Origin of the sequence: Hyunsoonleella ulvae, from assembly GCF_016827605.1 — a bacterium.
Taxonomy (GTDB): Bacteria; Bacteroidota; Bacteroidia; order Flavobacteriales; family Flavobacteriaceae; genus Jejuia; species Jejuia ulvae.
In genome coordinates, this window is the sequence record NZ_JAEPJQ010000003.1 from 160131 (window position 1) to 175810 (window position 15680).

The 15680-nt window shown below is 32.3% G+C and carries 13 protein-coding genes; 6 read left to right on the top strand and 7 right to left on the bottom strand.

What is annotated here, in order from left to right:
- Window positions 1-2 precede the first annotated feature (2 nt).
- Complete coding sequence (recJ, locus tag JS605_RS09715) at window positions 3-1694, bottom strand: single-stranded-DNA-specific exonuclease RecJ (RefSeq protein WP_203257525.1); 1692 nt, start codon at window positions 1692-1694, stop codon at window positions 3-5.
- A 51-nt stretch (window positions 1695-1745) separates the two neighbouring features.
- Window positions 1746-2168, bottom strand: a complete 423-nt coding sequence (locus JS605_RS09720) for an OsmC family protein (RefSeq protein WP_203257526.1) — start codon at window positions 2166-2168, stop codon at window positions 1746-1748.
- 58 nt (window positions 2169-2226) lie between these two features.
- Here JS605_RS09720 and JS605_RS09725 point away from each other — a divergent pair, with 58 nt between their 5' ends.
- The 5 genes from JS605_RS09725 (at window position 2227) to JS605_RS09745 (ending at window position 11913) form a co-directional block, all read left to right on the top strand.
- Window positions 2227-2817, top strand: a complete 591-nt coding sequence (locus tag JS605_RS09725) for a carboxymuconolactone decarboxylase family protein (RefSeq protein ID WP_203257527.1) — start codon at window positions 2227-2229, stop codon at window positions 2815-2817.
- A 64-nt stretch (window positions 2818-2881) separates the two neighbouring features.
- A complete protein-coding gene (locus tag JS605_RS09730; protein ID WP_203257528.1) occupies window positions 2882-3394 on the top strand; it encodes a hypothetical protein in 513 nt (170 codons plus the stop codon).
- 153 nt (window positions 3395-3547) lie between these two features.
- Window positions 3548-6382: a carboxypeptidase-like regulatory domain-containing protein gene (locus JS605_RS09735; protein WP_203257529.1), complete on the top strand. Its 2835-nt coding sequence runs from the start codon at window positions 3548-3550 to the stop codon at window positions 6380-6382.
- 4 nt (window positions 6383-6386) lie between these two features.
- A complete protein-coding gene (locus tag JS605_RS09740; RefSeq protein WP_203257530.1) occupies window positions 6387-10958 on the top strand; it encodes a TonB-dependent receptor plug domain-containing protein in 4572 nt (1523 codons plus the stop codon).
- Between the two features lie 322 nt (window positions 10959-11280).
- Window positions 11281-11913, top strand: a complete 633-nt coding sequence (locus JS605_RS09745) for a toxin-antitoxin system YwqK family antitoxin (RefSeq protein ID WP_203257531.1) — start codon at window positions 11281-11283, stop codon at window positions 11911-11913.
- A 141-nt stretch (window positions 11914-12054) separates the two neighbouring features.
- On the opposite strand, the gene JS605_RS09750 is transcribed toward JS605_RS09745, so the two are convergent.
- The 4 genes from JS605_RS09750 to JS605_RS09765 are packed head-to-tail and all read right to left on the bottom strand — an operon-like array spanning window position 12055 to window position 14330.
- Window positions 12055-12630 (bottom strand): uracil-DNA glycosylase family protein, encoded by a 576-nt coding sequence (locus JS605_RS09750; RefSeq protein WP_203257532.1) that lies wholly within the window; start codon window positions 12628-12630, stop codon window positions 12055-12057.
- 40 nt (window positions 12631-12670) lie between these two features.
- Window positions 12671-13015 carry a HopJ type III effector protein gene (locus JS605_RS09755; RefSeq protein WP_203257533.1) on the bottom strand — a complete coding sequence of 115 codons (345 nt, stop codon included), beginning with the start codon at window positions 13013-13015 and terminating at the stop codon, window positions 12671-12673.
- Window position 13016: 1 nt separating this feature from the next.
- Window positions 13017-13691, bottom strand: a complete 675-nt coding sequence (rsmI, locus tag JS605_RS09760; protein WP_203257534.1) for a 16S rRNA (cytidine(1402)-2'-O)-methyltransferase — start codon at window positions 13689-13691, stop codon at window positions 13017-13019.
- 18 nt (window positions 13692-13709) lie between these two features.
- Complete coding sequence (locus JS605_RS09765) at window positions 13710-14330, bottom strand: TetR/AcrR family transcriptional regulator (RefSeq protein WP_203257535.1); 621 nt, start codon at window positions 14328-14330, stop codon at window positions 13710-13712.
- 85 nt (window positions 14331-14415) lie between these two features.
- Here JS605_RS09765 and JS605_RS09770 point away from each other — a divergent pair, with 85 nt between their 5' ends.
- On the top strand, window positions 14416-14916 hold the full coding sequence (locus JS605_RS09770; protein ID WP_203257536.1) for a DUF2867 domain-containing protein: 501 nt from the start codon (window positions 14416-14418) through the stop codon (window positions 14914-14916).
- A gap of 1 nt (window position 14917) precedes the next feature.
- Here JS605_RS09770 and JS605_RS09775 read toward each other — a convergent pair whose 3' ends face one another.
- On the bottom strand, window positions 14918-15667 hold the full coding sequence (locus JS605_RS09775; RefSeq protein ID WP_203257537.1) for a hypothetical protein: 750 nt from the start codon (window positions 15665-15667) through the stop codon (window positions 14918-14920).
- Window positions 15668-15680: the final 13 nt, after the last annotated feature.

A 15680-nucleotide genomic window follows, 5' to 3' on the forward strand; every position in this document is an offset into this window, starting at 1 on the left:
AATTACGCTTTTATATCTCGTAGTTTTAATTGTAGAGACACATTACCTTGCCATTCATTTTCATCAATGGAGTATACGGCTTTAAATGGTTTTCTGTCTGAAATCAATTCATATTTATCTCCCATTCCAAAACCTATGCACACTATGGTATTGGATTCGGGTTGAGAAGCGGTTAATCTTAAATGTGTTTTATCAGCACCAACACACCTACCATAACCTGTATCTCGTAAATTTTCTGTCATAAACACTGGTGTCATATTACTGGGGCCATGTGGGGCAAACTGTTTTAATACTCTGTAGAATTTTGGAGTAATATCTTTTAAATCAATTTGCATATCAATTTTAACCTCAGGAATTAACAAGTTTTTATCTATAGTTTTGGAGACCTCGTCCTCAAAAGCTTGTTTAAAAGCCTGGTAATTTTCTTCTTTTAAGGTTAAACCTGCAGCATATTTATGTCCGCCAAACTGTTCAATATATTCTTTACATGCCTCTAAGGCATTATAAACATCAAAACCACGTACCGAGCGCGCAGAAGCTGCTAATTTCTCTCCACTTTTAGTAAATACCAATGTAGGACGATGATAAGTTTCTGTGAGTCTAGAAGCTACAATACCTATAACACCTTTGTGCCATGTTTCATCATACACAACTGTAGTTAATCGGTCTTGTTCATCTAAAGCTTCTATTTGCTCTAGAGCAGCTTCTGTAATAGTCTTATCTGCGGCTCTTCGCTCCGTATTATAACTATTTATGTTAATGGCATGTGTTTTTGCCAATTCATAATCTTCTTCAGCTAATAGCGCCACGGCAAAATTACCGTGTTCCATACGTCCTGCAGCATTAATTCTGGGAGCAATTATAAAAACCACGTCCGTAATGGTTAGTTCTGTTTTTTCAACTTGATCTAAAATTGCTTTAATCCCTGGTCTGGGGTTTGTATTGATAACATGTAAACCAAAATATGCCAATACTCTATTTTCGCCATCAATAGGAACAATATCTGCACCTATGGCAGTTGCTACCAAATCTAAATACGGAATTAAATCCTCTACAGTCTCACCGTCTTTTTGTGCTAATGCTTGGATTAATTTAAACCCAACACCGCAACCACACAGTTCTTTGTAAGGGTAGTTGCAATCCTCTCGTTTAGGATCTAATACTGCCACAGCATCAGGGATTTTATTGCCTGGTCTATGGTGGTCGCAAACAATAAAATCGATACCTAGAGATTTTGCATATTCAACCTTTTCAATAGCTTTAATACCACAATCTAAAGCAATAATTAGTGTAAAGTCATTTTCCAATGCAAAATTGATCCCTTTTTTAGAGACGCCGTAACCTTCATCATAACGATTGGGCACATAAGTATAAACAAGATTGTGTTTTGTTTTTAAATATGTAGACATTAAAGCTACTGCAGTTGTACCATCCACATCGTAATCCCCATATACCAATATGTTTTCTTTGTTGGCTATGGCTTTTTCAATTCTTGCAACGGCCTTATCCATATCTTTCATAAGATAAGGGTCATGTAAATGACTTAAACTTGGGCGGAAAAACGCTTTTGCAGTTTCGTAAGTTTCAATACCGCGTTGTACCAAAAGTTCAGCAGTAGTGGCTTCTACTTGTAGTACCTCTTGTAAGTGCTTTACTTTTTCTAAGTCTGGTTTTGGTTTAAGCGTCCAGCGCATATTTCAGTTTAAAGTTTTGAGTTAAAAAGTTTAAAAGTTGCTCACTCAAACTTAATTATTATGAAAAAACGTCTTGATGCTGAGTTCTGAAAATTGACGAAACATTTCCATTACACCACAATATTTTTCAATAGATAAATCTACTGCACGTTGTAATTTTTTTTCATTTAATTCTTTACCATAAAAATGAAAATGCATTGCAACTTTATCATAGTATTTGGGGTGTTCTTCCGTAAGGTTGGCTTCGATTTCTATATTGAAATCATCCACGTTTAATTTCATTTTTTTAATTAATGCTGCAACATCCAATCCTGAGCACCCTGCTAACCCTGAGAGCATTAATGCTTTGGGGCGATACCCCTCGCTTTTGCCACCATTTTCTTCGCCTGCATCAATAAATAAATTATGACCTGATGGATTTGTACTTTCAAACCGCATGTTACCTAACCATTTTGTGGAAACTTTAACTGCCATCTTTCTAATTATTTTTGTTTCTTGTAGTAGTCAAAAATACTATTTAATAAATAAAAATATGCCTTTAGTAACACCATTATCTCCAGAGCATGATTTAGAAACTAAAGAACTTGCTAAGTTCTTCAATGAAACTTTGGGGTTTTGTCCAAACTCGGTATTAACCATGCAGCGTCGCCCAGCCATTAGTAAAGCTTTTATTAATTTAAATAAAGCGGTTATGGCTAATGAGGGGCGTGTAACTTCGGCCTTAAAACGCATGATTGCCTGGGTAAGTAGCAACGCTACGGGGTGTCGCTATTGTCAAGCCCATGCTATTAGGGCAGCCGAACGTTATGGTGCAGAACAAGAACAGCTCGATAACATTTGGGAATACAGAACACATCCTGCTTTTAGTGAAGCAGAGCGTGCTGCTTTAGATTTTAGTCTAGCTGCTTCGCAAGTGCCAAATGCAGTAGATGAAGCTATTAAAAAACGTTTATATGAGTATTGGGATGAAGGCGAAATTGTAGAAATGTTAGGTGTTATTTCTTTATTTGGGTATTTAAATAGATGGAATGACTCTATGGGTACTAGTATTGAAGATGGTGCGGTAGAAAGTGGAGAGCAATATTTAGGAAAACACGGTTGGGAAAAGGGGAAGCATGTGTGATTTCTGAGAAAGCAATAATCTCAATAATTAGAATAATCTCACTTTTGAATAAACTAATATACACATGGAAGAACTAAGATGCCCAAACTGTAATGAAATAATTTCTCAGGTAGAAATAGATTGCGAAAATTGTGGTTTTCCGTTATCAGGGACAGATAAAGAGAAGGCTATCTTTATAGGAAGGCAAATTTCTAATAAGTCTAAAATAGGAGATGCCAAAGAGTCTCAAGAAAAAGCACAACGTATTTTATACATTATTGCTGGGTTTCAAATACTAAACGCTATTTTGATTTATTTTAAAACAAAGAGTGTTTTTGATACTTCTTTTTACATTATTCTTGGATTGTTATTAGGAGTTTTGGGCTATTTTTCTTCTAAGAAACCCATTCTATTTCTATCCTTAGCGTTAATAGTTATTTTAAGTTATTACGGATTGTTATATTTCATCAATCCTGAACTGGTTCTTAGAGGCATTTTGTGGAAAATCATTATTGTATCATTCTTAGTTTATGGTATTTGGAATTCTATGGAAGCCAATAAATTAAAGAAAGAGAACAAGTTTTTGGAGAAGGATTAGACATTTTCATCATTTTAAAAGTTATAACCTCTTCAGAAATGGAGAGGTTTTTTAATGGTTGTTGTTTACTCAATAAAAAGGACACTTCACTCATTTTTGGTTTTGTAATACTATTTTCAGAATTAGGTTTGATGTATCTAAAGACTAAACCAAATGAAAACACATCTAACCAAAGTTCTATTTGTACTTTTATTTACTTTATCTTTCTTTTCAGCATATGCTCAACAAGGTATAGTCTCAGGGGTTTTAAAAGATAATGAGGGTTATCCATTACCAGGTGTTAACATTCAGATAAAAGGTACAACTACTGGTGTAACAACAGATTTTGATGGCAATTACAGCATTACTTGTAGTGTAGGCGATGCTCTAGTATTCAAGTATATAGGGTTTGCTACAAAAGAAGTTACTGTAACCTCAGATATGTTTGGTACATCTTCAGAAACGGTAATTACAGAAAAGGTACCTGCTGAATTGATAAAGAGTAATGCTTATATAAATGCTTTAGAAAATTATAAATCGTCAGAATTTGTAATTACCTCAATTGCAGATTCCCCAAGAAGTTACAATAGAAATTCCAGTTTCGAACATAACAGGATTAAGACTATTGATATTAAGGAAGACAAGGTTAAACTTACGTATTTTGATCCAGATATTTATTTTGAAGTTGGTTTAAAAACCATCAACGGATTTCAGTTTGTAAAACAGCGCAACTTACCAAAACTACAAAACACATACAGCCAAGGTGCTTCCAATAATGGTACTTTTACATTTCAAGGTCCAGAAACAGGAACTGTTTTTTCTTATGGGCCACAGTTAAATCTACTAGAATTTAATGGTGCTAGCTATCCATACGATACTAATGGGCAATTGGTAAATATAGGAAATGGCAACGGCCTATCTTCTAATGCATATGATAATTCTATTTTTAATGCGAGTTTAAATGCTACCCACAACCTGTTTTTCAATATCAATACTAATGCTTCTTCGTTTAGATTTGATATGACCCACAAATCGCAAAAAGACCTTTATAATAAGGAAAGAAACAATTCTAATAATATGATATTAAAATATGAAAACAATCTTAATCATGAACATGTGTGGAATGCTTTTGTGAAATTTAATAGCCAACAAAGTAATCAGCCAAATATTAACGGATTTCAAAACAACCTACTTTTCAATACATGGATTACACCTCCAAGTTTTTCAAACAATCAAAGTTCAACTTTACCAGATGGTACACAACGAAGTTTTAGTCCAAATAGATTCAATAATCCTAATTGGTTATTTCAAAATAATAGAAACAAAGAAACACATACAGGATTTATTGCCGCACTTTCAAATGAATTGAAAATTTCAGAAGACAATACCATGGTGGCAAAAGTGAATTACAGTGGTTTTAAAAACCAACAATATTTTGGTGTAATTCGTAATACTAATGGTTTTGTAGAAGGTTATTTAAGCGATAGAAGTTGGAATAATAACAAAGTAAATGCACTCGTGAATTTTAATTTTGAAAAGAAAGTTAATCAATCACAATTCAATCTTAACTCATCTACAGATTATCTTTATGAAGATTTAAAATATAGTCTCTTTCAAGCTGAAGGGTTTAATGATTCATTCAATAATCCTCAAACAACCATTTCCAACGAAAAATACCTGTTTAGGCACGTTTTAAGGCTACAACAAAAACTAACTTATAATTTAAATTATGATGACTTAATTATTGGTTTAAGTAATAACTCTTATGCTTCATCCATACAAAAGAATGCATGGTTTTTACCAGCATTGCAGGTTAAATGGAAGTTAGACGATATTATTGATGTTTACGATTTTTACAATATAACACTCTCTGCAAGCGCATCGCGAGACATTAACGATGCTAGTTTGTTGTACGAAAATCTCAGTCATAATAGTTTAAACCTTCGTCCTGAAGAGACTCTAAGCTACAGGGAAATTAATGATTTATTTATTGATAATACCCTAAACCTTGAAGAGAAACAAAACCTAGAGTTTAACTTTAATTTTCAATTTAGAGCATTAGGATCGCATTTTGATTTTGGTTTTACCCATTTTACAAATACTACAAAAAATACGGTATTCCCCATTTTTGAAAACAATACATTTAGGTTAGATAATGTGGCAAATGTTAAAAACTCTGGTGTTGAAATAGCTTTAGGCGCATACATAGACTTCGCAAACAATTTTAAATATTATCCTAAACTTACGTTTTCCACATATAGACCCAGAGTGTTTAAGGTGTTAAATAATAGAATTTCTATACCTATTGCCGGTTTCTCAACAGTATCAAGAAACTTGATTGAAGGGCATCTAGCGGGTGTTATTATCGGCTCAGCTTTTGCTAGAGATGAAAACAATAAACTTATAATTGGCAGCGATGGATTTCCACTGGTGCATCCTGAGCCCCAAATAATTGGGAATCCTATTCCCAAATTCAATCTTGGTTTTAATAATCAAATAACATTACACGACTTTACTCTTAATTTTTTAATAGATTTTCAAAAAGGTGGAGATATTTGGAATGGTACACAAAATGTATTGAATTATTTTGGTACATCCCAGCAAAGTGCCATTGAAAGAAACATAAGTAATTTTGTGTTTGACGGTGTAAATGCCCAAGGTGTCACAAATACGGTTCCAGTAGATTTTTATAATCCAAACCTTCCAGTTTCAGACAACCGATTTGTACGTTATGGTTTTGAAGGCATAGCCGAGAATGCTATTGAAGACGGGAGTTATATCAATTTAAAATCAATACATCTTAATTATACTTTTAAAGAAAATGCCAAAGACGATTTTATTCGCTCTTTGGATGTGGGTATTTATGCCAATAATCTCATAACATGGACAAAGTTTCATGGAGCTTCGCCCTACGGCAATCTATACGACAATACTTCAGCAAACGGACTTAATTTTTTTAACGTACCACTTACCAGCGAAGTAGGTGTAAATATCAACCTTAAAATATAATATTATGATACATATAAAACGTCAATTTAAACACACTATAGTACTCTTTATAACAGTAATTTCGTTGGTGTCTTTCACATCAATATCTGGTAAAAAAGCACCAATTGAAAAAATATATACTCAAACTGATAGATCGTTTTATTTCCCTGGAGAAACCATTTGGTTTAAATCCTATATTGTAACTAAAAGCAATACTATTTCAAGTACTAGCGATATAATGATTGCCGAATTAATTTCTCCAAAAGGAGCGGTAGTAAAAACAATTAGGCTTTCAGTTGAAAATGGATATGCTTATGGCGATTTTGATATTAATAGCAATTGGGTTGGCGGTATTTACACCTTAAAAACTTACACCAACTGGATGCGCAATTTTGGCACAACATCTTTTTTTACAAAACAAATCACTATTCAAAAAATAGTAAAACCAAACGTTTTACTAAATTTAAAATTTGAAAAAGAAGGCTATGGGAAAGCATCAAAAGTTATTGCAAATTTTGAAGCAAAAGATCTTAAGAATAATCCTTTAAAACAAAAAGTTGTAACGTGTAAAGTTTCTGTAAAAGGCGAAACTATAATTACAAAAACTATACTCACAGATAACAAAGGTAAAGCTAACCCAACATTTGTATTACCAGAGGATTTAAATACAACTGATGTTGTTCTAAATGTGTTAATGCCTTATAAGGGAAATACTGAATCTATATCGAGAAGTGTACCTGTTGTTTTAGATAATATCGATTTACAGTTTTTTCCTGAAAGCGGAAAAATTATTGCAAATACCACCAACAAAATAGCATTTAAAGCAATTAACGAGTTTGGGGAACCTGTTGACGTTTCAGGTAATATTCTTGATGAAAATGGCAATATCATTAAAACCTTTAAGAGTTTTCATGATGGCATGGGAGCCTTTGATATGTTGGCAAAAAACACATCGTATTTTGCAAAAATAAAAACTCCTTTTATTTCAGAAAGACGAATTCAACTTCCTGAAGTTCATAACTTCGGCACTAAATTTTCAGTAATTACAGATAGCATAGACGCTAAGGTTAACATCTTCTCGTCAGAGAAAAAACCATTATTCTTAGAGGTGTCCAATGGTACAAAAATACTTGTTAGTAAACGTATTTCTCCCTCTGAGGGAATTATTAAAATTGAGACTGAAAAATTTCCTATGGGAATTACAAAATTTAGCATTCTAGATAGAAAGCAAACGGTAATGGCAGAGCGGTTGGTTTTTTTAAATGCCCGCAAACAACTTAAGGTAGATATTGCATTGGATAAATCCATTTATAAAACAAGAGAAAAAGTAAAAGCTACTATTACAACAACAGATATAAATGGTAGACCAATACCCTCAAATATATCAGTTGCCGTTGCCGATAATAAGTTATTATCTTTCGCTGATGATAAACAAGACCATATTTTGTCTGGCTTATTATTGTCTTCAGAATTAAAAGGAAAAATTCATAAACCTTCTTTTTATTTCAATCCTAAAGAACCGAAATCTTATGCTGCTTTAGACTATGTAATGTTAACTCATGGGTGGAGAAATTATATTAAGAAACCGATTATAACTTATGAAAATGCAGTGTTTCAGCCAGAAATAAAAGGTATGTATTCAGGAGTTGTAGTAGATAAAAAAGGAAAGCCTGTTAAAGCCAATTTGTTATTATTCAATAAAGACGGTTATAATGTTTTGGTATTTAAAACCAATGATGAGGGCGAATTTCAATTTAAATCTACAGCTTTGGCAACCCTTGTTTTACTTGCTTACACTGATGATGGTAAAAAATTGCGCATTATTAAAAACAAATATAAAAACGGAGTTATTACAAATAACCTAAACAAGAAAGATATATCGCAGGAAGAACAATCAAAACTTTTTTTAAAAAACAGCAAACCGTTAAAAACTAATATTAAGCAAAAAGCCATCACAAATATTGCTTTAAACGAAGATACAGATGCTTTAGATGAAGTTGTGGTTATTGGTTATGGAGTTAGTAAAAAAAGTACGGTTACCGGTGCTGTTAGTTATGTAAAATCAGAAGATATATCGGATACTAATGCTGCTGTAAAAGCACTCCAAGGGCGTGTTTCCGGAGTTACAATTTCTGATGGGTTTGCTCCAGGAACTAGTTCTAAGGTATATATTAGAGGCGCAAGTAGTTTTAAGGGTAATAGCAGTCCACTAATCATTGTAGATGGCGTACCACAAAAAATTAGTGATATAGATTTTAATAATGTTAGTGAGCTATCTGTTCTAAAAGATGCAGCAGCAACTTCTTTATATGGTAGCCGAGGAGCAAATGGCGTTATAGTAATTACTACTAAAAGCAAAGGTTTATATGGAAACTGGGGTAAGAAAAAGTTAAACAATGCTAAGTACAACAACTATGCATCGGCTGTTTTTTATTATTATGAGGCGTCTCAAAACGAAAAAACGTATGCTTCAAAAGTATTTTATGTGCCAAAGTATAATAGTGAAATAGTACCAGAGGAACGTACTGATTTTAGACAAACCATTTATTGGAACCCAGTAATACAAACTGATGAACTTGGTAAGGCTAAATTTGAATTTTATAATTCTGATGCTATTACATCTTTTAAAATTACAGCCGAAGGTGTTGGTTTTAATGGGCTGGTAGGTAGAAATGAAACAACGTATGCCACAAATAAATTTATAAATGTAGATTTTAAATCGCCAAATTACATGGTTTTAAACGATACTGTTGTTTTACCAATTACAATTACCAACGATACAGAAAAGCGTATTTCAGGAAACCTGGAATTAATACTACCAAAACATTTAAAAATATTAGATTCTTATGAGTCTAAAATTACTATGGAAGCTAAACAATCTGTCGTTAAAAACATTAAGATTGTTCCTTTAGAAAAAGCAGAAGATGTAACCATTGCAGCAAATTTTAAATCAGAACATAGTTTTGATGTTGTAAAACGAAAAGCAACCATTTTAAGTCCTTATTTTCCAACAGAAATGTCGGTTTCAGGATCTAAATCACAATCATTTAGTTTTGAAATTAATCATGTTGTTGGCAACAGCATAAAGGCAGAGTTTAATATTTACACAGATGTAGTTGGAGATGTAATGAACGGTATTGAGGGCATCTTAAGGCAGCCTTATGGTTGTTTTGAGCAAACCTCATCCTCTACCTACCCTAATATTATGGTATTACAATATTTAAAAGAAACTGGAAAAAGTAATCCAGAAATTGAGGCGAAAGCGATGGACTATATCAAAAAAGGATACGAACGTCTTGTTAGTTTTGAAACGAAAAAAGGTGGTTTTGAATGGTTTGGGCATACGCCACCACATGAGACTTTAACTGCTTATGGGATAATTGAATTTACCGAGATGAAAGCAGTATTTGAAGGTGTAGATCAAAAAATGATTGATAGAACTGTAAAATGGCTAATAAGTAAAAGAGATGGTTTAGGAGGTTTTCACAAAAGCAATAAAGGATATGATAGTTTTAGGAGCTCGCCTATTGATGTAGCCAACGCTTATATAGTATATGCATTAAGTGAAGCCAAAATAAAAACAGATTTTAATTTGGAGTATAATACAGCCTATAAAGATGCCTTAAATAGCAATGACACCTACAAGATGGCACTTTTAGCACTTGCAAGTTATAATTTAAAGAAGTTAGAAAACGCCAAAGTTTTAGTTGAAAACATTAAGAGTAATATTGATAAATACGGTTTTGAGAACTTACCAGTAAAAAATACTATAACAAGATCCTATGGTAATTCTAAGAATATTGAAACACTGGCCTTTAGTTTACTTGTATTGTTAAAGGAAAACACAATAGATAAAACTTTAATAGTAAAAGGTATAGAACACCTGTTAAGTAAAAGAAGCTATGGTAGGTTTGGTTCTACACAAGCTACCGTAATGGCTCTAAAAGCATTAATTACTTATACTAAGTTGGAAAAACAAAAAATAATCAATGCTAATGACACAATAAGGTTAGTAATAAATGGAAATGAATTTCAAGAAAAATTAAAGGTTGATGGTAATGGTAAAATTGTATTAAGTGAGCTTTCTAGTTACTTTAAAGAGGGTAGTCAAACCGTTGAAATACACTATAGCAATCCAAATGCTACCTTCCCTTATGCATTAAATGTATCTTGGGATAGTGCCTTACCCGATACTTCAACAAAGTGTCCTTTAAAATTAGAAACTGTTTTTGCCAATACTAATACATCTTATAAAGTAGGAGATAATGTTAGTATGACTCTAAATGTTGAAAATACAAGTAAAGAACCATTGGGAATGGTAACAGCAATAATAGGTATCCCCTCAGGAACCACAGTACAACCATGGCAGCTTAAGGAAATTTTAGAACAACAAAAGGTAGCTTTCTACGAAGTTTTTGATAATTATTTAGTGTTTTATTGGAGAGATTTTGGCAGTAGCCAAACCAAAACGCTACGTTTAGATCTAAAGGCAGATATTGCAGGACATTACAAAGCACCGGCAAGTACAGCATATTTATATTACGGCGATGAATATAAAACTTGGATTTTTGGAAACTCTCTAAATATTGAAAATTAAACGGATGCTTTATGCCTCTTAGTATTTGAAACCTCTCTATAAATAGGGAGGTTTTTTTCACAAAAAAAGATTGGAACTATTTAATTTTTTAAATAGTCATCATCAATTAGAAGTAAAAGTTTACTCTTTTGTAAACATAAACTTGCTACATGAATATCTAGGTTTTATACTTATTTTTTTGATAATGTTTTACTAGTTACATTGTGCATAATAAACCTAAATTTATATAAAAAAGTGCATTTCGTCGATTATTTTTACATAATAACTTGTTTTTTAAGAGTTTGTTGTTACTTTAGGGGCAACCAATTATACCAATCTAAATATGAAAAAATCTACGATTACTTTAAAAGCACTGTTTTTGTGTGCATTTTTATGTTTACTTAATTGTAAAACCGAGGTAAAAAACGAGGGTCCAAAGTTTATTCCAAGAGATTCTTACTCTATCTATTCTCACAATGGAAAGAAAATTCATAGAGAAAACTCTACAAAACAAATAATGGATGGCCATTACATTGTTGGGGACTCAATTAAAAAATGGGAAGAATTTACTGTGAAACAGGGTGTGTTAAATGGGGACTATATTATTTATCACAACAATGGTAAAGTATTTACACATTCTAAGTATTATGATGGAAAACTTCATGGAGAAGACTTGCTGTATTATATGTCTGGAAAATTAAAAAAGTTTTCAGCATATAACAGAGGTGTCCCATACGGTAAGATTATAGAGTATTATGAAGGGGGACAGGTGCGCTCTGAAACCAGAAAGAAAAATGATGAAGTAATTTCATCTTTAGTTTATGATGAAAAGGGGAATTTAACCTCTAAAATATCAGCAAAAAACAATACAAAAACCATTAGGGTCTATAAAGATGGTAAAATGATTTCTGAAGATATTTTACCATATAATGCTGGTAACAATCAAATAACCATTAACGATATTAGTAGAGATTAGAAAACCTTTAACTGCACTGATTTAAAACAGCCTTCCCTTAGTGAAAGGCTGTTTTTGTTATATAATGGTTTAATGTTTATTTTGTATTTAGTTGTTTTTCAAACTGAAAGAAATCAATCCCTAAAAACATTAATAACCTTATTACAAATTCAGGATAGTTTTTACCTGTTTCATTAACTCTGGCAAAACCTCAACCTCAAACCAAGGGTTCTTAGTTAACCAAAATCTATTTCTTGGGGATGGATGGGGTAGTGTTAGATACTTTGGTAAATATTCATGGTAGTTCTTAACAGTTTCCGTTAACGTTTTTTTTGCTTGTTTGCCTAAATAATAGTTTTGGGCATACATGCCAATTAGAATAACCAGCTCAACATGTTTCAATTTATCAAATAAAGGTTTATGCCATTGAGGTGCACATTCTGGGCGAGGAGGTAAATCGCCTGTTTTTCCTTTTCCAGGGTAACAAAATCCCATAGGTACGATAGAAAATTTGGTGTCATCATAAAACATGTCATCACTTACACCTAACCATTTTCTTAGTTGCTTGCCACTGGCATCATCCCAAGGCACCCCAGAAGCATGTACTTTTGTACCAGGAGCTTGCCCGATAATTACAATTTTAGAATCTGGATGTGCAGATACCACAGGGCGAGGTCCTAATGGTAAATGCCCTTTGCAGATGGTGCAGTTTTTTATGTCTTGAAGTAATTGTTGCAAAAGATAATATGAGATTTTGAAACTAGTTCAGAATAATAAATCATTTTTTTTGTAAAGGTGTGTTGTTAAAAGACAAGCCCTCAAAACCCGTTTTCATAAAGTTTCTAATATTTTGATGTCCGTCCCCATTAGGGTCTTGTAGTACATCTACAAAATAATACTTACCAAAACACGCTAAAGTTTCATCTTTTGTTAAGTTTTGCGCTTCAGCAAAAGCAAATAGTTTACAAGAGCCAGAATTTTGCCCTGTTACATTTTCTAAACTTCCGTTTTTAAAAGCGGTTGGTGTAAAATTGTAATTAGAGTCTATTATAGCCATAGTCTCAGAAAATTCAATTTCGGTTGGATTATTTATAAGTTTGTTTTTAAATTCTTCTATGTTCATTTTATTTATTTTTACCACCTACAACAATTACTATTTCTCCTTTTGGTGGTTTATTGGAGTAATATTCAAATACTTCTTTGGCTGTTCCTCGAACAGTCTCTTCGTAGAGTTTTGTTAACTCTCTGGATACTGATATTGGTCGGGTTTCTCCAAAATACTCACAAAAATGCCCCAAAGTTTTTACCAGTTTATGCGGACTTTCATAAAATACCATAGTTCTGGTTTCTTCGGCAAGGAATAGTAATCTTGTTTGGCGACCTTTTTTTACAGGTAAAAAACCTTCAAATACAAATTTATCATTTGGTAGTCCTGAGTTTACTAAAGCTGGTACAAATGCAGTGGCACCTGGCAGACATTCAATGTCTATCTCATTTTCAATACTAGCCCTGGATAATAGAAACCCAGGATCTGAAATCGCTGGTGTTCCCGCATCGCTTATTAATGCTATGGAAATTCCGCTTTTTAACTTTTGAATTATACTGTCTACCGTTTTATGCTCGTTGTGCATATGATGCGATTGCATTGGAGTGGTAATTTCAAAGTGCTTTAAAAGTTTTCCAGAAGTACGAGTGTCTTCAGCTAAAATAATATCAACCTCTTTTAAAACCTCAATGGCTCTAAAGGTAATATCTTTTAAATTTCCAATTGGAGTAGGAACAAGGTAAAGTTTACCCATTTTGTTTTGTCTTTTTCGTTATGTCAAAGATAATGACTTATACATATTTTGTCCTTTATGAGTTAAGTATGGAAATAACGATTGCATTAATACCTCTACATATTGATTGATTGATGTTTTGGTAACTCTATTTTTTTCAATTACAACTGAGGACATCCAAAAATCGCTTAAAATTTGAAATCTCTTAAAGAGATTAGAATATTCGTTAGGAATAGCACTTGGCCTTATTATTTTGTTTTCAATAAGTATATGTATACTACTTAAAAATTCTGTCTCCCGTTGTTTCATTAATTGTGTATAATGTGCCTTTATTTTTGGGTTTTCCCTAATGATTAAAACAAAATCTAGGAAGAAAAAGCGATAATTGTAAAAGGTGTTTAATATTGCTTTTAATAGATATACTTGCGCTTGGAGCAGGTCTTTTAAGTTCATATTTTTAACAATACTTTGGTTTATATCTTCTACCATTTTAAAGTACAATGCTTCAATAATATGTTCTCTTTTTTTGTAATGATAATTTAAATTACCTTGACTAATGTGCATTTCGTTAGCTATGGTTCTTAAAGTTACCTTGGCTAAACCTTCTGTATTAAATAGTTTTAAAGCAGTTTGTAAAATAATGTCTTTAGTATTTTTCATAAACCAAAGATACTAAATTAGTAAGTTTGACCTAATTTGAAATAATTTTAGTATATTTGACCTAATTTTAAAATCATTATGCGGTATGAAAGTTAAATTAGAAGATACTCCAGATACAAGTGGTATAAAACATGCACTTTCTAAAGTTGATTTTAAAGATACGTTCTCTACTACGAATCATGTACATTCTCTTGATACTATTATGACTATGATTTTTGGAACCATGCCACGTTGGGTAATGTATTTAATGGATTTACGAAATGCCCTAGTAAAAAGATTGGGTTTAGAAACTGTAAACCCAAGAGATTTTGATGAGCAAACAAAAATTGGGGATGAAAATGCTTTTTTTAAAATATATAGCAGAGAAAAAAATGAAATTGTACTAGGTGCTGATGATAAACATCTTAATTTTAGAGTGAGTATTTATAACTCCAACGCACCAAAGCACAATATTAAAGTAACTACGCTTGTTGAGTATAATAATCTGTTAGGTAAGGTTTATATGGGTGTTATAAAGCCTTTTCACGTTCTGGTAGTAAAACATATGGTAAAACAAGCTTATCACATAGAAAAAAACCTGATATAAATTAATTAAACTTGGCTTCAATAATTTGTATTAAACGTGCTTCAAAGTCTTCTTTGTCCTGCCAATTATTATAATCAGGTTTTACAATGGTTTCTATAAAACGATTGGCATCTTCAAGGGATTCAATAGTATTTAATTGAGAAATCACACGATCATAATCTGCGGTATTCCCGTCAAATAAATGTTTAATAAATGCAATTTTATCGTTTAAGCCAATACTCAAACCGCCGCTTTTCACTCGGTCGTTAAGAGATACTTTTTTATGGCCGTTTGTTTTTTGTGTTTTCGATATAGGTTCAAATACTGGTAAATCCCTAAAATCTGCTGTTAAATCTTCCAATTCGCCTTTTATATTTTCTTTTTTAGGTACAACAGATTCAACGATTTCATCTACTTCTTTTTGCTGAATTTTTTCTGGCATAAACTCTACCATGTCTTTAATCTTGTTCATAACTGGCTCAGAAATATCATCATCTACCACATCGTCAAGATTAATATATATTTTATCTTCAACCTCAATATTATCACTTATTTTGTTGTTAAAGGCGGTATCTAACATATCAAAAAAAGAAGAATTATTACCGATAGTTGGGATATCATCATCAAAATTTTCATGTGCAAATTTTAGAACTGAAAGTTTCTCATAAAGCGCACGTGCTTCTTCATGCATTTTTAACACATCTTCTTTACCTTTTAATTTTAGAATTCTATGGGCAATACTAACCAACTCAGATTCTAGCTTCTTCTTCATTGTTATATAATTT

Coding starts and splice junctions, on each gene's coding strand:
- recJ (WP_203257525.1), bottom strand. CDS start 1,694: ATGCGCTGGACGCTTAAACCAAAACCAGACTTAGAAAAAGTAAAGCAC.
- JS605_RS09720 (WP_203257526.1), bottom strand. CDS start 2,168: ATGGCAGTTAAAGTTTCCACAAAATGGTTAGGTAACATGCGGTTTGAA.
- JS605_RS09725 (WP_203257527.1), top strand. CDS start 2,227: ATGCCTTTAGTAACACCATTATCTCCAGAGCATGATTTAGAAACTAAA.
- JS605_RS09730 (WP_203257528.1), top strand. CDS start 2,882: ATGGAAGAACTAAGATGCCCAAACTGTAATGAAATAATTTCTCAGGTA.
- JS605_RS09735 (WP_203257529.1), top strand. CDS start 3,548: ATGAAAACACATCTAACCAAAGTTCTATTTGTACTTTTATTTACTTTA.
- JS605_RS09740 (WP_203257530.1), top strand. CDS start 6,387: ATGATACATATAAAACGTCAATTTAAACACACTATAGTACTCTTTATA.
- JS605_RS09745 (WP_203257531.1), top strand. CDS start 11,281: ATGAAAAAATCTACGATTACTTTAAAAGCACTGTTTTTGTGTGCATTT.
- JS605_RS09755 (WP_203257533.1), bottom strand. CDS start 13,015: ATGAACATAGAAGAATTTAAAAACAAACTTATAAATAATCCAACCGAA.
- rsmI (WP_203257534.1), bottom strand. CDS start 13,691: ATGGGTAAACTTTACCTTGTTCCTACTCCAATTGGAAATTTAAAAGAT.
- JS605_RS09765 (WP_203257535.1), bottom strand. CDS start 14,330: ATGAAAAATACTAAAGACATTATTTTACAAACTGCTTTAAAACTATTT.
- JS605_RS09770 (WP_203257536.1), top strand. CDS start 14,416: ATGAAAGTTAAATTAGAAGATACTCCAGATACAAGTGGTATAAAACAT.
- JS605_RS09775 (WP_203257537.1), bottom strand. CDS start 15,667: ATGAAGAAGAAGCTAGAATCTGAGTTGGTTAGTATTGCCCATAGAATT.